The sequence below is a fragment of the Sphingobacterium siyangense genome, assembly GCF_007830445.1.
Classification (GTDB): Bacteria; Bacteroidota; Bacteroidia; order Sphingobacteriales; family Sphingobacteriaceae; genus Sphingobacterium; species Sphingobacterium siyangense.
In genome coordinates, this window is sequence record NZ_VLKR01000025.1 from 42,430 (window position 1) to 62,899 (window position 20,470).

The 20,470-nt window shown below is 39.7% G+C and carries 14 protein-coding genes and 1 pseudogene; 6 read left to right on the top strand and 9 right to left on the bottom strand.

Features of this window, described 5'->3' with window-relative positions:
- Positions 1-2: 2 nt before the first annotated feature.
- From IQ31_RS19720 to IQ31_RS19740, 5 genes are all read right to left on the bottom strand, one after another.
- Positions 3-629, bottom strand: coding sequence for a response regulator transcription factor (locus IQ31_RS19720; RefSeq protein ID WP_145329486.1), 627 nt, complete (start codon positions 627-629; stop codon positions 3-5).
- A 12-nt stretch (positions 630-641) separates the two neighbouring features.
- A complete protein-coding gene (locus IQ31_RS19725) occupies positions 642-2,609 on the bottom strand; it encodes a sensor histidine kinase (protein ID WP_145329488.1) in 1,968 nt (655 codons plus the stop codon).
- Between the two features lie 354 nt (positions 2,610-2,963).
- On the bottom strand, positions 2,964-3,518 hold the full coding sequence (locus IQ31_RS19730) for an NADPH-dependent FMN reductase (protein ID WP_145329491.1): 555 nt from the start codon (positions 3,516-3,518) through the stop codon (positions 2,964-2,966).
- Positions 3,518-4,015, bottom strand: a complete 498-nt coding sequence (locus tag IQ31_RS19735) for a DUF2480 family protein (protein ID WP_145329494.1) — start codon at positions 4,013-4,015, stop codon at positions 3,518-3,520. Before IQ31_RS19735 ends, IQ31_RS19730 begins: the two co-directional genes overlap by 1 nt.
- 1 nt (position 4,016) lies before the next feature.
- Positions 4,017-4,643: a superoxide dismutase gene (locus tag IQ31_RS19740; protein ID WP_145329497.1), complete on the bottom strand. Its 627-nt coding sequence runs from the start codon at positions 4,641-4,643 to the stop codon at positions 4,017-4,019.
- A 229-nt stretch (positions 4,644-4,872) separates the two neighbouring features.
- On the opposite strand from IQ31_RS19740, the gene IQ31_RS19745 reads away from it, so the two are divergent.
- From IQ31_RS19745 to fabF, 3 genes are all read left to right on the top strand, one after another.
- A complete protein-coding gene (locus IQ31_RS19745; RefSeq protein ID WP_201670582.1) occupies positions 4,873-5,457 on the top strand; it encodes a helix-turn-helix transcriptional regulator in 585 nt (194 codons plus the stop codon).
- A gap of 84 nt (positions 5,458-5,541) precedes the next feature.
- Positions 5,542-6,135 carry a TetR/AcrR family transcriptional regulator gene (locus tag IQ31_RS19750; RefSeq protein WP_145329503.1) on the top strand — a complete coding sequence of 198 codons (594 nt, stop codon included), beginning with the start codon at positions 5,542-5,544 and terminating at the stop codon, positions 6,133-6,135.
- A 61-nt stretch (positions 6,136-6,196) separates the two neighbouring features.
- Positions 6,197-7,435 carry a beta-ketoacyl-ACP synthase II gene (gene fabF / locus IQ31_RS19755; protein WP_145329506.1) on the top strand — a complete coding sequence of 413 codons (1,239 nt, stop codon included), beginning with the start codon at positions 6,197-6,199 and terminating at the stop codon, positions 7,433-7,435.
- Positions 7,436-7,981: 546 nt separating this feature from the next.
- Here the strand turns inward: fabF and IQ31_RS28265 are convergent.
- The 4 genes and pseudogenes from IQ31_RS28265 to IQ31_RS19775 all read right to left on the bottom strand — a co-directional run.
- A pseudogene (locus tag IQ31_RS28265) lies at positions 7,982-8,143 on the bottom strand (transposase); the annotation flags it as partial.
- A 59-nt stretch (positions 8,144-8,202) separates the two neighbouring features.
- A complete protein-coding gene (locus IQ31_RS19765; protein WP_088160943.1) occupies positions 8,203-9,714 on the bottom strand; it encodes a SusD/RagB family nutrient-binding outer membrane lipoprotein in 1,512 nt (503 codons plus the stop codon).
- A 44-nt stretch (positions 9,715-9,758) separates the two neighbouring features.
- Positions 9,759-12,992, bottom strand: a complete 3,234-nt coding sequence (locus tag IQ31_RS19770; RefSeq protein ID WP_088160942.1) for a SusC/RagA family TonB-linked outer membrane protein — start codon at positions 12,990-12,992, stop codon at positions 9,759-9,761.
- Positions 12,993-13,610: 618 nt separating this feature from the next.
- A complete protein-coding gene (locus IQ31_RS19775) occupies positions 13,611-14,495 on the bottom strand; it encodes an AraC family transcriptional regulator (RefSeq protein ID WP_088160941.1) in 885 nt (294 codons plus the stop codon).
- A 506-nt stretch (positions 14,496-15,001) separates the two neighbouring features.
- Here IQ31_RS19775 and IQ31_RS19780 point away from each other — a divergent pair.
- The 3 genes from IQ31_RS19780 to IQ31_RS19790 all read left to right on the top strand — a co-directional run bounded on the left by IQ31_RS19780 (position 15,002) and on the right by IQ31_RS19790 (position 20,339).
- Complete coding sequence (locus tag IQ31_RS19780) at positions 15,002-16,390, top strand: aminopeptidase P family protein (RefSeq protein ID WP_088160940.1); 1,389 nt, start codon at positions 15,002-15,004, stop codon at positions 16,388-16,390.
- 78 nt (positions 16,391-16,468) lie between these two features.
- A complete protein-coding gene (locus tag IQ31_RS19785) occupies positions 16,469-18,643 on the top strand; it encodes a S9 family peptidase (RefSeq protein ID WP_145329509.1) in 2,175 nt (724 codons plus the stop codon).
- Between the two features lie 22 nt (positions 18,644-18,665).
- The gene (locus tag IQ31_RS19790; protein ID WP_088160938.1) at positions 18,666-20,339 is read left to right on the top strand and encodes a M1 family metallopeptidase; all 1,674 of its coding nucleotides are present in this window, start codon (positions 18,666-18,668) and stop codon (positions 20,337-20,339) included.
- The last annotated feature ends 131 nt before the right edge of the window (positions 20,340-20,470 follow it).

Here is a 20,470-nt window from a genome sequence, read left to right on the forward strand (position 1 = left end):
CTCTATTCGAGTCCCAACAACTTATGTTTCATCGCAAGCTGTACAAGTTCAATCATATTTTTAACTTTAAATTTAGTCAGGAGATTGCGCCGATGCGTCTCCACAGTAACTGGACTTAAAAATAACTGCTCGGCAATCTGGTTTGTAGTAAGTCCATTGGAGATCAACGTCAAAATCTCTTTTTCACGCTGTGTAAGCCTGGGCAGACTGCTGATCGTAGAAATTGCACCACGATAAAGTTCTTTTGCCCGATCACAAATTGCTTCTTTGCCATCCAATCCGAGCTGTACACAGCCCAGGAATTCTTCGTTGCTAACATCCTTTAAGATATAGCCATTTCCACCTGCCTGCATAAACTGAACAATAAGGTTACCATCGGCCAAATTACTCAATGCAACAATAGGAATCATAGGAAACAGTTTCCTCACCTGAGTACAGACATCCACTCCATTTGTCTTCAACAGCTGCATATCCATAAGTAGGAGATCCGCTTTCGTGACCTTTAAAAATTCAATTAACGTAATTTCTTCCAAAAAGGGATATACAAGATACCCATCCTGATTATTGAGAAAAGAGGCAACACCTTCCAACAATAAAGGATGATCGTCTAACACTGCAATTATCTTCATGACTCAGCCTATTTAAACAGTTACACCAATTTCGATTTGAGTTCCGGATCCAAGCTTACTCTGAATATCAATTGATCCATTGATCCATTTCACTCTATTGACCATATTATTTAAACCCAATCCATAATTTAACACAGCGGAATCAAAGCCTTTGCCATTATCCTCAACGAGGATATGCAGTACTTCGTCCGATTTACTTACCTGAACGATAATTACATCTGCGTTTGCATACTTTAATGCATTTGAAATAGCCTCTTGAACAATTCGATATATGGCCAATCCTTTTTGAAAATCCACATTCAATTCAGGTTCATAGTTTTCAAATTGGATCGAAACATGACTATTTTTCATTGCTATACACAATTGCTCCAATGCTGCTATCAATCCAAACTGACGCAACGATTCAGGCATTAGATTATGGGATATCCGTCTTACTTCGCCTAAGATGTCGTTCAACTTCTGCGGCACTTCATCAGTCAAGAGTGTACCCTTTGCTACATCGCTGGCAATCTTAAATTTTAAACCTGTTAACATACCTCCTATGCTATCGTGCAGATCTTGGGCTATACGCTGACGCTCCTGCTGCTCCCCCTTGAGCATAGATTCCGAAATTTGTAGCTGTTTTTCCTTTTCCAATTTGTCCAACACAATTTCGTGGTTGAGCTGAATCTGTGTATTGAGCTTCCGTTGTTTTCGATAGAAAAAAGCAACAAAAAGCACAATACAAAAAAGCAAAACGGCAATACCCAAAACGAGAAAAATCCGAAATTGGTTGCGATCCTTTTCTGCGCGTAGATTCAAAATTTCTTTTTCTTTTTCAACGGTCTTATATTTCGTCTCCATCTCATTCATTTTTTCCAGCAATTGGACCTTCTGAATGCTATCGGATAGTTTATTTGCCATATTGGACATCTTTAGCGCATCCTGATAATTACCCATAAGCTCATCCACACCCGCCAGTTGACTGTACACAATTTTACTGTTGTAAAGATCTCGCGTTAATAATCCATTTTTCACGATTTCCTCCAACTGCAGTTTAGCATCAGCATACTTTTTCTGTAAGAGATACACATTAAACTTTCTGAACCGCATCATCTGGAATAATTTCCAATTGTTCATTTTCACCGACCAATCCAAACCGATATCCAACAGGCGAAGGGCTTCATCAGTCTGTTGCTTTGTGGTAAAATAAAGCGCTTCATTGTAATAGTAGTTGGGTAATTGGGAAGAATTCGGGTAATCGTTCAGGAGCTGTTTGACTTTGTCCAACAGTACTCTTGCTTCTTTGGATTTCACCTGATAGCAATAATTACTGACTGTATTGAGATAAGCCACCACAAGTGCGGCACTCGGCGGTTGCTGCTCGAGCTGCTTTATGGCCAATTGATGGTATTCATCAGCTTTTGCAAGCTGATTGGACGACATAAACGTCATGCCGATCATCGTATTTATACTACCTTCCATGATGGGATCATGTGCTTTCGCATAAGGCAAGCACTTCCCGTTAAGAATATCCAGAAAATCAGCAAATCCTTTTTTAGGAAATCGAATTAAGCCCAGATTATACCAAGCTTTGGCCAAAAGCCCCTGCTGAAAAGGCTTTTGCGCATTTCCAAGGAGGTCTACACATCGTTGGGCTTCAACTCCTGCATTTTTACTATCCAGAAATTGCCCATAATAAAAGCTTTTGTAAAGTGCCCCCATCGCCTGTAAGCTCCGGAACGGTTTGGCTAGCCGCTCCCCCTGTCGCATATGATCCCAAAATTTGGTCGTATCTCTAAATCTATAGTAATCTGCCAAATAAAAATGCTGCATTGCTTTCACACTGTCCTCCGAACTCGATAGCAATAACTTTTCCGCATCAGATCGATATTTATTTTCATCCAATGGCAAACAACTCTGTGCAGCTACAGCGTGTACAGTAAAGTATACTATAAAAAAGGCAATTATCTTCGTTAACTCTTTCAACTGAAACATCATTAATCCAATATCTTAATCATTTAAACAATTAAACTAAATGGGGCCTTTTCAGCCAATGGTTTCATAATATGTGACAAGAAAGTCTTATGGTGGTCAAAGACTTCTCTCTACCTCTAAATTTGCCGTCGATGAGGCTTCTTCAAAGTCGACAATAGAACATATAGGTCGGAAAACCGCGTAATCAAATGGCGGGTCCAAAAAACAAAGATATATCTCCGCGATGAATTGCTAAAGATATTCTTCTACTTTTTTGAAATTAATTTTCCATATAGAGTTTGGCTAATCTATTTAAATATAGGCTAAAACATCTCTCGTTGATAAAAAAGCCTCTCGATAATTCGAGAGGCTTTTTTATCAACGAGATTCGCTATTCTTTTTCGTAGCAATATCGATCAGCAAGTCCAGCTTACACTGGTAAGCCGAAGACAGCACATTTGGATCGTCGGACTCAAAAAGCGCAGATTTCATGATGGGCACACTAAAGGGCAATGTCCAGGCGCGGAGCGACTTCGCGATAGCATCCATTGCATTAATGCCCTGTAGTGCATGCACACCATCGGCCCAACAAACCAGTCCGATATGTTTATCCGTCAGGTAAGCCGGTTTATTTTTAGCGCTGACTTCAAGCCAATCCAAACAGTTTTTCATGACACCGGGAATACTTCCATGATAAAGCGGAGACAACCAAAAATGTATATCTGCCTCAAGAAACAAGGTATTCATAATCTTAACAGCATTGGGTACCCAATTGAGACTCAAATCAAATAAGGGTATTCCGCTATCAGCCAAATTAAAAATAGTATTTTCAACCCCCCTTTGGTTCAGTTGGTCGGAAAAATAGTGTGACAATTTTCCTGATGTAGATTCTTGCCTTCTTTCCAAGGCGCCATTGAATATTAATGCTTTCATTATACTTTCCCTTTTTTAAAAATAACTTTTGGCATACCAACCTCACCATACATCAACGTCTGGACAATAGGAATCAATCGTTCTGTCGCTAACATATAAAGTGACGCCGGAATATTAGGACGGGCCCGTATGACAACTTTTTGCTGCTGAAAATTCGACAAATCTATCGCTTGTAAAGCCTGCATCCATAGGTCTATTTCCAAATCCTCCATCGCCTTAAAATCGTAATACGCTGCAACAGGATGAAGTTTTTCCGCCAGGGCCATATAGACCCAAGGCGGGATAATTGCGTCCACAGAACAGCTAATGGCAACCGCCTTATTTCGAAAAGCAGACCAATCCACCGCCGCCAAAGCTTCTCTGAATTCTTTTTCTTTAACGATTGCTTCCTGATACAACAATGTTTTGATGTCAAAACTTAGGATAGCAAGATCGGTTTTAAAATCAATTAGATCTAAAGCCAATATACCCGTGTTTTCAACTTTATTTATAAACATATCAAACCAAGCCTGCAATCACAGTATCGTATTTTTGTTCAACAACAGACCAATCCAAAAGCGACCAAAATGCATCCAAATAATCGGCTCTTTTATTTTGATATTTCAAATAATAAGCATGCTCCCAAACATCGACCCCCAAAATAGGGAAACCTCTGCCGATCGATTGTGTATCCATCAGCGGATTATCCTGATTGGGAGTAGCTACGATAGCTAAGGCGCCAGAATGTTTTACATAGAGCCAAGACCAGCCCGAACCAAACTGCCCAAGTCCCGCATTTTTGATCTTGGCTTTGAGTTCTTCCAAAGAACCAAAGGCGGCGTTTATCTCATCGGCTAACTTCCCAGTGGGTACCGTTTTTGGATTGGGCGATAAAATTTCCCAAAATAGCGTATGGTTAAAGTGACCGCCACCGTTATTGCGGACTGCTGGGCTATATTTACTTACGCTTGTTAATATATCCAATAGATCGTCAGCTTCGCCTGCTGTTCCTTCCAATGCCTTATTTAGATTGTCAACATAAGCTTGATGATGCTTTTGATGATGAATCGTCATGGTCTCGCGATCAAAATATGGTTCAAGTGCCGCATAGGCATATCCCAACTGGGGTAATTGAAATTTGTGCATAGTTTTATTGTTTTTATGATAAGTCAAAACTAGAGAATCAAACTTAATAAAACAACTAATTAGTTGTTTTATTAAAGTCATAAAAATAAATCAAAAAGGATAAACCTGTGTTTGAAACACATTTTAGAACAAAAAATAAAAACACTACCTTTGCTGATGTTATATAAAACAACTTTTTTATTGTCAAATGCAGAAGAATCCAGCTGATCGAATATTAATGTTATTAAAAATGCGCCGAGAAGCCACTGCAGCTTTGATTGCAACAGAGTTGGCTATAACAAAAGAAGGGGCCCGTAAACATTTATTGAACCTGGCGAATCAAAACCTGATTGTCTCCAATGCCCGGAGCGAAGGGATAGGCCGCCCTTCGACTTATTACAGTCTGTCACCGCAGGGCATGGCACGATTTCCAGATAGTCACGCCGACATTACAGTACAATTGCTGCAGTCGATTAAACAAGTGCTCGGCGAGAATGCTTTGGATCTACTTATCAGTGATCGGGAGTCTAAAGTATATCAAAAATATACTGACGCACTATCGGATATTGAATCCATCGAAAAAAAACTTGAAATTATAGCCGCAAAAAGGACGGCGGAAGGTTATATGGCAGAATGGAAAAAAGAGGCTGACGATTATCTTCTCATTGAAAATCATTGCCCCATATGTGCAGCAGCAACCGAATGTCAGGGATTTTGCCGTTCAGAACTGAATAATTTTCAGCAACTCATCGGTCCGGCATATCGTATATGCAGAACAGAATACATCATCGAAAATGCACCCCGCTGCACCTATCGCATTTCAAAGGCGAAATAAAACCCATTTCTAAGGCATTCCTGTACAAATTATTAATATACCAAAAAGTATTTTTTATATTTGCATTAAAAGAACAGGAATTACATGTCAAAAGCAGAACAGACACGACAATATATCATTGAAAAGACTGCGCCCATCTTTAATAAAAAAGGCTACTTTGCAACTTCGCTCTCGGACATCACGACAGCGACTGGTTTAACAAAAGGAAGTATCTACGGTAATTTCAAGGACAAGGATGACCTAGCTACCCATGTCTATACCTATCAGAGCAGAAAAATTTCAGAAGCTGTTAATCAGCAGATTATACAGCAAAAAACATCACTAAAGAAGCTTTTGTCTTTTCTAGATTTCTACAAGGAAAATTTCAAAAATATCGCAGCTTCAGGAGGCTGTCCCATGATGAATGCGGCCGTGGAGGCCGATGATTCGCTATCTTTTTTAACCCCCAAAGTCAGACGTTCTTTTGACCTTTGGAGACAGCGGTTAATTCTAATTCTTGAAGAAGGGGTTGCAAGCGGTGAATTTAAACAGCATATTTCTGCTGAAAATTATGCCATCACCTTTATGGCGATGGTCGAAGGCGGAATCTTGCTTTCCAAGATTTCCGGACGAGGAAAAGATCTTGCCATTGTATTGGATAAAATGAAGGAAATGGTGGATCGGGAGATTAAGGCTTAATTTTTTTACAAAAACAAATACCAATTGGTATATTTATAAGTTTATATTAAAATAAAAAGAGATGAAAAGAGTTGTAATAACTGGCATGGGAACAATTAACCCGCTGGGAGAAAACATAGACATATTTTGGGATAACATTTTGCGAGGCGAAAACCACACAACGCTTATTAGCCGTTTTGATGCTTCGTTGTTTCGAACACAGATTGCAAGTGAAATTAAACACTTTCAACCTGAAAAATACTTAGATAGAAATGAGATTAAACGGAGTGATCTCTTTACGCAATATGCTTTATACAGTGCAGCGCAAGCAATGGAAGATTCGGGACTAGATCTCGATGCTATAGATCCATTTGATATCGGTGTCATCTGGGGTGTTGGCCAGGGCGGTATGGAAACTTTCGAAAAAGAGGTAGAAAGCTACGTAACAGGAGATTATAAACCAAGATTCAGCCCTTTCTTTGTTCCTAGACTTATCGTCAATATGGCTTCAGGCATGATTTCAATGAAGTATGGTTTAAAAGGAATCAATTACACTACCGTATCGGCTTGCGCCACATCCAATACGGCCTTTATGGACGCTTTTAATTACATTCGGCTCGGCAAAGCCAAAGTCTTTATAAGCGGCGGTTCCGAAGCCCCCATTACCCCGGCTTCAGTTGGCGGTTTTTCTGCTATGAAAGCCATGTCGAGCCGGCATGATAGCCCCCAGACTGCAAGCAGACCCTTTGACCGTGATCGTGATGGTTTTGTTATGGGTGAGGGAGCTGGAGCACTTATCTTGGAAGAATATGAACATGCCAAGCAAAGAGGTGCAAAAATTTACGCAGAGCTTGTCGGAGCTTCAATGACCGCAGATGCTTACCATATGACCTCGCCTCATCCCGAAGGGATAGCCGTAGCAAAAGCCATGTCACTGGCTTTGGAGGAGGCTAAAATTAATACCGATGAGCTCGACTATTTAAATCTCCACGCGACTTCAACCCCAGTTGGAGATATCGCCGAACTTAAAGCCGTACAACGAGCTTTTGGAAAGCTAAATAATCCATGGGTCAGTTCTACAAAATCAATGACAGGACATTTACTTGGGGCAGCCGGCGCTATCGAAGCAATCATTGCCATAAAATCCATCAACAATAATGTAATTCCGGCAACAATTAATATCGAAAATATCGATCCCGAAATTCCCGAGGGAATTCACATTGTCGTCAATCAGCCATTAGAAAAAGCTGTTCAAACCGCAATGAGCAATGCTTTTGGTTTCGGTGGGCACAATTCGAGTATCGTTTTCAAAAAGATTTAATTTTTTTTGAAATAACTCTTGACAAAGTGTAATAAACACACTATCTTTGTTGTATCATAATTTAGGTTTATAATTGGTTATTTAAGGTTTTCATTCTCCCCGTTTGAAAACCTTTTTTTATGCCTGTTCAATTCTTGTTATCAGCAAACTAGATTTTTTATTTTTAACCGATACGACAAAACTATTTGGCCCATTTATCCATTTACCAGATATAAATCCGTTGAGGACCTTCATTACCAGATATAAATCCGTTGAGGACCTTCAATAGTGTGTCACTGGTGTTATTTTTCAGAACGGAGTCCGTGTCTTATCTACTATTTAACCCCTTCTTCGAAGATCATTCGAGGCATTTTCGGGCCTTATTCGTACTTAGGAGCAGATAAGAGCGTTTTCTGACAGCCATGCTACTGTCTTATCTCCGAGTATAACTCGGACTCACCACGGACTCATGTCGCACTCACCACGGATACACCCAGACTCTGATACGGAGATGTATCGGAGGAGACACGAAACGATAGCGAAGCAGAGGTCTTGCGTCCATGCCATAATCAGAACATTCAAAATCCCGCCCCTGTCATTGATGACTAAATGAAGCTTGTAGCCAGCCCATTGTAGATTTTCCAACTTCGGCTATTCCTTTAAATACCCTCTATTCGCCTTAATCCGCTTATTCATGCAAACCCTAACCGGTGTAGAATCGAAAGAAATCATAAAAAAACAGCGGGATAACCGAAGTTACCCCGCTGCGTAAAAATAAACATGTGAAACTATTCTTTGCCATTATCTTTAGCCCACCATAACCGCTTACCCCAATTGTAATCCACAGTTCCAGCTGCAGCCGCGTTAACATTCTCTGTATTATACAAATACTCATTATTCGGATACGGCAAACGCCATGGTTGATCGGTGTGTACTTTTTTGAATTTTTGAATTTTCGAAGGATAGTTTGTACTAGGTATACCAGTTCTTCTGTACAGGTTCCAAGCTTCAAAATTTTCTTTAAACAAAGCTACCCACATGTCCCAGTAAATACGGTCTTTAGTATTATCAAATTTACCTGCATCAGCGAGATAAGCCGCGATGTCATCTGTTGCGATATTATTATCTTGCATGGACAGTGTAACCCCTGTTTCATAGGCCGTTTTTGCGGAAATACCAACATTGTATCCGGATAAAGCAGCTTCAGCTAACAGGTAATACGTTTCACAAGCCCTATAGAAAGGTACCGCTCCAGCAGGATCATTGATATAATGATCGCCAATCCAAGAAATCGAGGTTGAAGGAGACGGATTTGTCAATGAACCATTTACAAATCCAACATACTTGCCTTCATTATTTTTTCGGGCGATAGAAGCTATCCTTGGATCTTTGGTCTCAATTAAATGATCAATAAAAATATCAAACATTCCCCAATTATTGATCCGGTTACCGTTGATACCTGATTCATACCAAGGTTCCATATAGGGTAAAGTACCAGGGAAAAACATCTGGCAGTTTTCTGCGTTTGTCTCAATAATAGGATATTTCTCTTTATTCTTGGCAATTTCCTCAATAGTCGATTTTGCCAATGCAGGCGCAACAGAAGAAATCCGCATTGCCATCCGTAAGCGCAACGCGTTACAGAATTTTTGCCACCTTAACATTTGCTCCTTTATATCCGCACTTCCACTATTGGTTTTTCCATAGATCACATCATAATCCCCCATTTCATCCGTACCTATCCCTGCCGCCATTTCATCCGCAATTGATTTAAGATCGGCCAATACAGCAGGGAAAATATCTTCCTGTTTATCATATTTAGCTTTCAAGATGGAGCCGTCCTCTGGACGCCCTTGAAATGCTTCTGAGTAAGGAATATCTCCCCAACCATCCAATAAATAAGACCACATATAATTATTCCATATCCTGGCAACAATCCGAATATTTTTGTAACTCTCTGCTGCACCATCTGTTTTCTTCAATAAATCCTTCATCTGAGTGATATTGTAGTAACAAGCAGCCCAGCGATTACCATAGGTATTATTCGAAGGAATTAATCCCCCCAAATTGTCTGGATATTGAATTTTAACAATATAACCTGCAAATGTACCATACCCGTCAACGTCACCACCAAATTGGTCTCCGGCATAACGCATGACATTTACTAACATGTTTTGCGGAGGGACATCTGACAATGCATCTGGATCGGTATTAATTTTTTCAAAATTTTTAGTACATCCCGACACCAATAAGGCGGCTAGAATTGGTGTATATTTAAGTTTTTTAATCAAAGTATTCATAAGTGTAAAATTATTTTTATTACGTTTTAAACCTAATAAAGAAATTAAAATGTAAAACCAAGTTTAAGACCTATACTTCTTGAATTAGGAACAGTCGCTTGTTCAAATCCTACTCCTCTTGAATCACTCGAAACACCACCTGCTTCTGGATCCAAACGCATAGTATTAGATTTATGAACCCATAACAAAGCTAAATTAGTTCCCGTAATAGAAATATTGGCACGTTTTATTCCTTTTATCTTACTATACAAGTGTTTAGGCAAGTTATACGAAACATAAGCTTCTCTCAATTTCAAGAAAGAACCGTCGAAAACATACATTTCAGAAATACCGCCGTTTTCGTACCAGTCTTGTGCACTAGTTTCAATCGTATTTTCAACCCAGCCATCTTTTCCGTCCGACATTGCGAATCTTTCATTTGTCATTACATCCTTACCAGCTACAATTGCACGTTCGCGAATGCCATTCGCTGCTGTAATTTCTGCAATACCTGTCGTATAACCATGGGCCATAGTTTGCGACCACACATCACCACCTTTTCTAAAGTCGAGCATAAATCCAAACCTGAAATCCTTGATAGTAAAATCGTTGCGCATAGAGGCTAAGAAATCGGGTACAGCTTGACCAATATCCTGACCATCCAATGGTGTAGAAACCAAACCATTATTACCGACTTTTATTGCTCCCTTCATTGGACCATCTTCTACACGATCAAAACCAGAGCCAACTAAAGTTCCCCAAGGCTTACCAACGGATGCCATATTGGAAATACCCCAAGTCCAGCCAAGTCTGTAATCTTCTAAGCCCAATTGCGGATAAAGTTCAACGACCTTATTCTTATCTCTTGAGAAGTTAATGGTCGTTGTCCAATTTAGCCCATCTCCTCTTTTTAGAATGTCGCCTCTTAATTGCAATTCAACACCTTTGCTTTTAATTTCACCAGCATTTAGGAATATAGAACTAAAACCAACCACATTCGATGTTGCCACCTGAAGCAATTGTTTTTTGTTGGTTTTATTATAGTAGGTAAAATCCACATGTAGGCGATCTTTGAATAAACCTAACTCAGTTCCGATTTCGTATGAGGTAATTGCTTCGGGTTCTAAGCCCTCAATTGCATACGTCATACTCTTATACATCTGAGCTAAATTATTATAGGAATCTGTCTGTGCATAGTAGTAATTTCCGTTTTGATACGGACGAGTTGCATTACCTACCTTAACAATGTTGAACCTCAATTTCCAAAAATTTAAATAATCACTTTTTAATCCTTCAAAACTAGCCGTAGGCAACCAACTTAAACTTGCTGAAGGATAAAAAAATGATTTTTTCAGCGTTGAAGACCAATCATTCCGCGCGGTTAAATCTAAATATAACTCGTCTCGCCAACCTAAATTGGCTTGTGCATAGACAGAGTTTGATCGACCTTTAGAATGATCCATTAAAGTATAGGCATCTCCAATTTTATTACTGATCGTATAGACCCCTAGTACATTCAACCCTCTGGCTCCTAACGTGTTTGTTTCAAACTGATAATCCCGATAATTTGCACCCAAAATCCCTGTCAAGCTCAGTTCTCCAAATTGTTTATTGAAGTTTGCAATAAAATCTGCATTGAATTCGGAATTACTATTCTTCATTTCATCGAATTTTCCATTCCTGTTGTCGAAATTAAAATAGGTTGTCTCAAAAGTATGCGTATTATAATAATCCAATCCCACCCGACCTTCAAATCTCAAAAAATCAAAAGGTTGATAATACAATGAAGTTTTCCCAAAAATACGATTCATTTTGAGAGCATTTTGAGACTCATGCATGGTATAAAATGGATTCATATGATAGGCGGAATTCCAGTTGTAGTACGTATAATTTCCGGCCTCATCACGCTGATCCCAATTATTTTTCAGATCTTGCATATCTACCTGACGGCCGAACCAGATCAACCCATTCATCGGATTAGCACTATCGTAACCTTGCATTACGAGATTATTACTTTCAGTACGTGTGAAATTACTCATAATGTCATAAGAAAATTTATCGCTTAACTTATATTCATTATTTAACTGGGCTGTATATTTCTTTTGATCTGTATTGGGTACCGTCCCGCGCTGATCTCTAAAGGAAATGGACGCCCGGGTAGAAGACTTATCTGTTTTAGAAAGTAAAGAAATATTATGATTTTGAGAAAAGCCTGTTTGAAAAAATTGCTTGACATTATTTTTATGGGAATTCCATGGAGTTGCTTGGCGTACACCGTTAACTTCAGGGCTATTAAATTGTGGAATCATTAACCCAATATCCATTCTAGGCCCCCAAGATTCATCAATATTATCGTTGACACCAAATTCTCCTGTACCATCTACATAACTAAAAGAATTCTTAACTACATAATCCTGATAAGATTCTCCTCCTCCTAAAGTATTGTAACTATATTCATCTCCTCTTGACCCTTGACCATATAAATTTTGATACTTTGGTAAATTGACTACTCTATCAATAGAAAAATTACCATCGTACGAAATTTGTACGCCATTGGCAGCGCGTTTGCCTGATTTGGTAGTAATCATAATAACACCAGCGCCTGCTCGCATACCGTAAAGTGCGGCTGCTCCACCTTTCAAGATATTTAAGCTTTCAATATCATCTGGATTAATGTCATTCAAGCCCGACCCATAGTCAACCCCTGAATAAGTATTATCTCCCGAACGTTGTGCTTCATTTGTAATGGGAATACCATCTACGACAATCAAGGGTTGTTGATCTTTCTGTAACGAAGAATTACCTCGGATGGAAATACGAGCTGAAGAACCTATTGCACCCCCAAATTGATTAACTTGAACTCCAGCAGCTTTACCAGCCAATGCGCCCGTTAAGCTATGTTGCCCAGCATCTGTCAATTCACTCGCCTTAATTTCCTGCGTGGCATAACCTAAAGATTTCTTATCTCTAGTAATTCCCATCGCAGTTACCACAACTTCGTCCAAATTGCGCTCATCAGTCGTTAATGTGACCTGAAGTGAAGTCTGATTGGTCAAATTTACTACTTTACGGTCATAACCCACTGCTGACACACTTAATGTCCCCGCCTGCTTATAGTTAATCGTAAATTCACCATTTTGTCCACTTTGGGTTGCTGTTCCATCTCTTAGCGTGATTGTAACTCCAGGGATAGGTTTCCCGTCTTGGTCGATCACCTTCCCCTTCAAAACTGTCTGTGCGTATACTGCCGAGCTTACCAAGAAGGTAGCAGCTAGCATAGCGATACTTTTTCTGTTCATAAGTTTAGTTTCAGATGTATTAGTTTATAGTGCTTTTTGTAATAACTAAGTTATAAGTACTTGATTGGCATTGATAACTAAATTTTAACAAGTATTGCCCAGTTATTAACCCAAAGTGTTAAATAGCTAAATTTAACCCAACCAATCACAACATAAAAAACTCTTACACGAGTACATCTTCACAACAATAGCCTACCTATCCACTCCCCACACACCGATTTACAAGTAAAACCACAGAAACATATTAATCTAATTTATTTTACTACATTTTTTGGTAATTTTATTGGAAAAAGCTTTAAAAAACCAAAATAAAAACCAAAAAAAAGAGAATTACCTACATTTTTCACAAGATATTTCAAAAAAAACTTAAGATAAATAGCTTTTAAAAAAGTTTAGGCACATAGGAAAGAAAAAAGACATCTAAATAAAAAAGAATAAAATTCTGCCAAGAATTGCCATATGCGTTCCATTCTTAGCAGAATTTTACTTTCGAATTCATATATTTAAAAGTCTAGCCAAGCCAACCGAGCCGCTAGCGAGATTAATTAAGAAATCTAGACTTATTTACTCGTATTCCTTATTCCGGTACAATCTAATTCTCCATTGGAATTTCTTGAACTAAATAACAGAATAGAGTGTTTGTTTATATTGCTGCACATATTCCTTTGGATTGCAGCCCACAATTTGCTTAAAAACTCGGTTAAAATTAGTAATACTATTAAAGCCGCTGTTGTATGCAATAAACGAAACACTGTCTAGGTGTTCTTCGTTTAGTTGATTACAAACTTCTTTGACTCTTATCCGGTTAAGATAGGTCACAAAAGTAACACCACAATGCTTTTTAAAATATCGACAAAATGCCTGCGGAGTAAGATTTGCATGGTCAGCAACATCTTCCAGCGTAATTTCGTCTTTAAAGTGCTCCTTAATATAATTGCAGATGAAATTAATGCGATTTGATCCGTGCATCGTATCAAAGGCAACTTCTACCCGTTCGTTACAAAGTGCTTCCGCCTCCCGTGAAATATTTGCCAATGCTCGTAATAAATAGAAAAAGTGCATTAACTTATCCATCTGATCAGCTGACTTCAATTGACAAACCCGTTCCGATATCTGCTCAAAATACGTTTCCGGCACCTTAAATCCTCTAGAGTTATTATAGATAAATTGATTCAGCGATTCAAATTCATCCAAAGAAAATAGTGATTTCAGTTTACCATTGGGATCAAAAAAGATAGAAACAGAACGTGATTCATTGGAAAGACCATCTTGGGACGCAGACTTAAAAACATGTGGTTGATTCGCACCTAAAAAGAATATATCATTTTCCTTAAAGGGATGGAGCGTATCTTCAACAATCAAAATTCCACTACCCTTTTTTATCCACATTAACTGAGCCTCCTGATGACGATGAAAATAGGGATAGAAAGCTTCCAAAACATCTTCTTGCACAGTTAAACTTTGCCCTCGGGTTGTCGGCACGTTAAATTGAAGCGTTTTCATAGTTTATTTAGTTTTATGTTTACTGTTTAGTAATATAAATATAACAACTACAATGGAAGATTACTTCTTGCAAACAAAACATAAAAATACTATACCAAAATATGTTTAGAATCCGACAATATTTAATAATCCCTAAGAAATACGCAAACCAAAACAGATAATTTACACCAAAAATTCATCAGCATAAAAAAAATGGGTTAAAATACAATTAGACTTTGATAAATTGTGCAAATTATTATTCAACAGAAAGGCTGAACTTTATTTAATTTCGTTGTTTGACCTTTTTAGAGACAAAATGGCGAGCATATTCATTTGTAACAACAGCAAACACCGCACTATCAAAGATAGACCTTTAAATAAATGATTTTGACATGCATAAATTTTACGATATTCGTATTGGACAATAAACCGCTAGGTAGACAATTCTACTTCAAGCCGAAGCAGATTACAAACAATTCATGATTTTAGCACAACAGACACAGTACCTCCTTTAATTCCCAAAACTTATGTTCAAAAAAGAAATATATCTTAATCGCCGAAATAATCTATTATCAAAGATCACGACTGGCAAAATTCTTTTGCTAGGCAGCATTGAAAATCCGATCAATTTTGAGCACAATACCTATCCCTTCCGTCAAGACAGTAGCTTTTTATATTATATCGGTATCAAAAGCCCACGTTTGGCGGCTGTATTGGACACTGAAAAAAACGAGACCATACTATTTGGTGATGAAATGACCATTGACGATATTGTGTGGATGGGCCAACAGCAGACTTTAGCTGAAAAGGCTGACCTTTCCGGTATCAGCAAAATCCTGCCTTTCAATCAACTCTTTGACTATCTTAACAAAGGAAAACAGGAAGATGTTCACTACCTTCCTCCTTATCAGTCGCATAATAAGTTATTACTTGAGCAGCTAACCGGCCGTTCCGCAAATCAGCTCCAGCCCTCTGTGGCTTTGATTAAAGCTGTCGTTGCCCAGAGAAGTATCAAAACGGCAGAAGAAATTATCGAATTAGAGAAAGCCGTAGATATTGCTGTTGATATGCACCGCATTGCTATGCGAATGACAAAACCTGATCGTTACGAATATCAGATCAGCAATGCCATGCAACATTTTGCGCAAGATCAGGGAACGTCCTTCTCCTATCCTCCGATAGTCACAAAACGGGGTGAAATTCTGCACAATCATATGCAATTTCACCAGCTTTATGAAGGTGATCTCCTGCTCAATGATTCGGGCGTAGAAACGGCCATGGGCTATGCTTCGGACCTGACCAGAACCTTTCCCGTAGGAAAACGTTTTACGGCTTTACAAGAGGAAATTTACCAGATTGTCTTACATGCGTTTAAATCTGCAGAGCAGCTGCTGACATTCGGAATACGTTTTAAAGAAATACATTTAAAAGCCTGTGAAGCGCTTGTAGACGGACTTATACAAACCGGATTCATGAAAGGCAACGCACAAGATGCGGTCATGAATCACGCGCATGCGCTTTTCTTTCAATGCGGACTAGGCCATATGCTCGGTCTTGATGTGCATGATATGGAGGATCTTGGTGAACAATATGTTGGCTATACTGAAGCTGAGCCAAAAGATACCAAGACTTTTGGAATCAAATCGCTGCGGCTAGGTAAGAAATTGGAGGCTGGCAACGTGCTAACCGTTGAACCCGGCATCTATATTATTCCTGAATTAACGCAGCTTTGGGAACAGCAAAATTTACACAGGGACTTTATCAATTATGATTTCTTAAAAAAACATCTCGATTTCGGCGGGATTCGTATTGAAGATAATTATCTTATTGAAACAGATGGATACCGTCGTTTAGGAAAATACCTTGAACGCGAGATTCAGGAGATCTATCAACTCAAAGACAATCCAATTGATTAATTAACGAACAACTCACATAATGATAAACCCAAAAAGTAAACTTAAATTCTTTTGGGGTCAACTCAAACAGATAAACAAATGAACAGCATTAAACAGTCGATCTTTATTATTCTAATACTGATTTTTCAGGTTCCAGCTTCCCTTTTTCCGCAGCGACTCTGGACAGATCATGGTGATCAATATTATGAATTTTCCGACAAGGGAATAGAAATGGTCAACCCCAAAAATGGGGTGCGCTCCATCTTCCTTTCACAGCAATCGCTTATTCCGAAAGGAGCAACAGCAGCCTTGAAAGTCGAAAATTTTTCCATTTCCAAAAACAAGGAGCTTATTTTGATCTATACCAATAGCAAAAGAGTATGGCGCGAGAATACAAGAGGCGATTATTGGGTTTACAACAAAAAGACCAATCAGCTGCAGCAACTAGGCCAAAAATTCCCGGCCTCACAACTGATGTTTGCGAAGTTTAACCCGCAAGCAGATAAGGTCGCCTACGTCAATAAAGCCGACCATAATGTTTACGTGGAAGATCTCGCCAGTGGCAGCATCGTTTCCGTTACCAAAGATGGAACAGACCGTTTAATCAATGGTACTTTCGATTGGGTTTACGAGGAAGAATTTGGATGTAAAGATGGTTTCCGCTGGTCGCCCGACGGTGCTTCCATTGCTTATTGGAAGCTTGATGCCCGCAACATCCGTAATTTTCTGATGATCAACAATACGGATAGCCTCTACTCCTATACCATTCCCGTGGAGTATCCTAAAGTTGGACAATCGCCGAGTGCCTGTTCGATATGGACCTATGAAATCGCCACTGGAAAAAATACCATGCTGAATATCCCGGGAGATCCCAACCAGCACTATATTCCCCGCATGGAATGGTGTCTTGATAGCAAGCAGGTTATCCTAGAGCAGCTCAACAGAAAACAAAATGAGAGCAAAATCTATACCGTAGCTCTCTCCGATAATAAAGCGCAAAACATACATCAGGAGCAAAGCGACTCGTGGATTGATATCAAAGCACGATGGAACAACAACGATCCTTCGGGATGGGACTGGGTTCAAGGTGGCAAGGCCTTTATCTGGGTCTCGGAAAAGGACGGCTGGCGCAAAATCTATCAGATTGATTTATCGGGCAACGAGAAGCTGGTTATGAAAGCGGACTATGATATGATCAATCTTGACTTTTTCGATCCGAAAAATGAAACGATTTATTTTACCGCCTCTCCAAGCAATGCAACGCAGAAGTATCTGTATAGTGTATCGACGAAAGGCGGAGTTCCAAAAAGACTGACCCCGGCCTCATACGAAGGCACCTGCGATTATGATATTTCAAAAGACGGTAAAATTGCCATCTTCAGCTTTAGCAACCGGGCTACATTAAAACACAATGCCGTTATTGAGTTACCGACACACAAAATACTCGTAGACTTTGATTTTAAACGTGAAAAAAAAGTCAGCGATGGTATTGCCGAGTTTTTTAAAGTTAAAACAACGGACGGTATTGAGTTAGACGGCTGGATGGTAAAACCACTTGATTTCGATCCCAATAAAAGGTATCCTGTCGTCTTTATGGTCTACGGCGAACCAGCATCACAAACTGTATTAGACAATTTCGGTGCAGGCTATAACAGTTTATATAAAGGAAATATGGCGCAGGATGGCTACATTTATATTTCTTTGGATAATCGCGGAACTCCTGCTCCTAAAGGCAGTTTGTGGCGAAAAAGCATCTACCGCAATATCGGGCAGCTCAATATTCGCGACCAGGCTTTGGCAACACAAGAAATCCTGAAATGGCCTTTTGTCGACAATTCACGTGTGGCCGTCTGGGGCTGGAGCGGTGGCGGATCAAGCACGCTGAACCTACTGGGACAATATCCTCAAATCTATAAAACGGGTATCGCCATTGCAGCTGTAGCAAATCAGCTCCTTTACGACAACGTATATCAAGAACGCTACATGGGCCTCCCCCAAGAAAATCTTGCAGACTTTGAAAACGGCTCTCCGCTGAAATATGCAAAAAACATCAAAGGTAATTTACTCTATATCCATGGAACCGGAGACGACAATGTGCATTATCAAAATGCAGAAGTCCTGATCAATGAACTGATCAAAAATAACGTGCAGTTCCAGTTGATGTCTTACCCCAACCGCAGCCATTCGATCAGCGAGGGACAAGGTACACATGAACATTTAAAAACATTATTTACAAACTATCTAAAATTACATTGCCCTCCGGGTGGAAGATAGACCGAATAGTTATCATTTACAGATGAAAAGAATACTATTATATGCATTGGGAACCTGCGGTCTACTGACCGCAGGCATACAGCAATCAGCGGCCCAGCTGATGAAAGAAAAAAATGAATTCACAAGAGCGGATTCACTGCGCGGATACCTGTCACCGCTGCGAACCTGCTACGATATCCAATACTACCATTTGGATGTTAAGGTAGATATAGACAATAAGTTTATTTCGGGTTCAAACCTTTTCCGTTTCAAGGCCACAACTGATTTTAATCGCCTGCAATTTGATCTTTTTGCAAATCTCAACGTAGACAAAGTCGTATATAAGGGGAAAGAACTTTCCTTTACCAGAGAACACAATGCTGTCTTTGTCGAATTTCCTGCGACTATCAAGAAAGGAATACAGGAAGAGTTTACGGTATATTACGAAGGCCATCCTACAGAAGCGGTCAAAGCTCCCTGGGACGGCGGCTTTGACTGGAAAAAAGATAGCAATGGAAAGCCATGGGTGGCCACGGCCTGCCAGGGTATGGGTGCGAGTGTCTGGTGGCCAAACAAAGACCATCAATCCGATGAAGTGGATAGTATGCTGATTTCCATCGCTGTCCCGAAAGAGGTGATGAATGTTTCCAATGGACGTTTGGTCAAGGTAGAAAAGATGAAGGATGGTTACACCAAATACCACTGGAAAGTTGCCAATCCGATCAACAACTATAATGTCGCCATCAACATCGGCGACTACGTTCATTTTAAGGAAAAATACAAAGGTGAAAAAGGGCCATTGGATATAGACTACTATATTTTGCGCGAAAACGATACGGCAGAAAAAAAAGCCCATCTTCAGAAAAACGCCAACCAGACCTTAGAAGCCTTTGAACATTGGTTTGGTCCATACCCATTCTATGAAGATGGCTATAAACTTGTTGAAACCTACCATACCGGCATGGAACACCAGAGTGCCATTGCCTATGGTAACCATTACCAGAATGGCTATCGCGGCGGGGATGCGTCGGGAACCGGCTGGGGACATAAATGGGATTTTATTGTGGTCCACGAATCTGGTCACGAATGGTTTGGCAACAATATTACTTCAGCTGATCTAGCCGATATGTGGATTCACGAAAGCTTCACTAATTATTCCGAAGGCTTATTTATCGACTATTTCTATGGTAAGGAAGCCAGCCAGGCTTACGCCCATGGTATCCGGAGCGGGATCCAAAATGATAGCCCCATCCAGGGCCCTTACCATGTAAATAAAGAGGGATCTGGGGATATGTATCCCAAAGGCGGTGTTATGCTTAACATGATCCGTACGATGATCGACAATGATGAAAAGTGGCGGAATATTCTGCGGGGATTAAACAGCAAGTTTTATCACCAACAAGTCGATTATACTGATGTTGTCAACTACGTAAGCCAGCAGTCCGGCCTAGACCTGCTGAAAGTGTTTGAACAGTATGTAAAGCATACTGCCATTCCTACACTGGAAATCAAACAAGATCCTTCAGGCAGAATATTGGGCCGCTGGATCAGCGAAGTCAAAGGCTTCCATATGCCCATACATATTGGCGTAAAAGGTCAAAAAAGAGAACTTATCCAGTTGGACCAACATTTCAGACCGATTAAAGTAGCCGGTTTAACGAAAGAGAATATCGATATTGATACGTTTAACTATTATGTCGGCGTATTGTTCGAATAAAAACAGCTTCAACGTTACCAACATGAAATAAACACAGCGCCCCAGAAAGTTAGCTACTTTCCGGGGCGCTGTGTTTTTGAACCACTCTTATCGCTTCATACCTATTCCCAATTGAAATAAAACCTTCATGA

Bases quoted from the DNA above. Each gene is read 5' to 3' on its own strand.
- IQ31_RS19735 (WP_145329494.1), bottom strand. From the start codon at position 4,015: ATGTTTATAAATAAAGTTGAAAACACGGGTATATTGGCTTTAGATCTA.
- IQ31_RS19780 (WP_088160940.1), top strand. From the start codon at position 15,002: ATGTTCAAAAAAGAAATATATCTTAATCGCCGAAATAATCTATTATCA.
- IQ31_RS19775 (WP_088160941.1), bottom strand. From the start codon at position 14,495: ATGAAAACGCTTCAATTTAACGTGCCGACAACCCGAGGGCAAAGTTTA.
- IQ31_RS19785 (WP_145329509.1), top strand. From the start codon at position 16,469: ATGAACAGCATTAAACAGTCGATCTTTATTATTCTAATACTGATTTTT.
- IQ31_RS19745 (WP_201670582.1), top strand. From the start codon at position 4,873: ATGCGCCGAGAAGCCACTGCAGCTTTGATTGCAACAGAGTTGGCTATA.
- IQ31_RS19740 (WP_145329497.1), bottom strand. From the start codon at position 4,643: ATGCACAAATTTCAATTACCCCAGTTGGGATATGCCTATGCGGCACTT.
- IQ31_RS19790 (WP_088160938.1), top strand. From the start codon at position 18,666: ATGAAAAGAATACTATTATATGCATTGGGAACCTGCGGTCTACTGACC.
- IQ31_RS19770 (WP_088160942.1), bottom strand. From the start codon at position 12,992: ATGAACAGAAAAAGTATCGCTATGCTAGCTGCTACCTTCTTGGTAAGC.
- fabF (WP_145329506.1), top strand. From the start codon at position 6,197: ATGAAAAGAGTTGTAATAACTGGCATGGGAACAATTAACCCGCTGGGA.
- IQ31_RS19765 (WP_088160943.1), bottom strand. From the start codon at position 9,714: ATGAATACTTTGATTAAAAAACTTAAATATACACCAATTCTAGCCGCC.
- IQ31_RS19750 (WP_145329503.1), top strand. From the start codon at position 5,542: ATGTCAAAAGCAGAACAGACACGACAATATATCATTGAAAAGACTGCG.
- IQ31_RS19720 (WP_145329486.1), bottom strand. From the start codon at position 629: ATGAAGATAATTGCAGTGTTAGACGATCATCCTTTATTGTTGGAAGGT.
- IQ31_RS19730 (WP_145329491.1), bottom strand. From the start codon at position 3,518: ATGAAAGCATTAATATTCAATGGCGCCTTGGAAAGAAGGCAAGAATCT.
- IQ31_RS19725 (WP_145329488.1), bottom strand. From the start codon at position 2,609: ATGATGTTTCAGTTGAAAGAGTTAACGAAGATAATTGCCTTTTTTATA.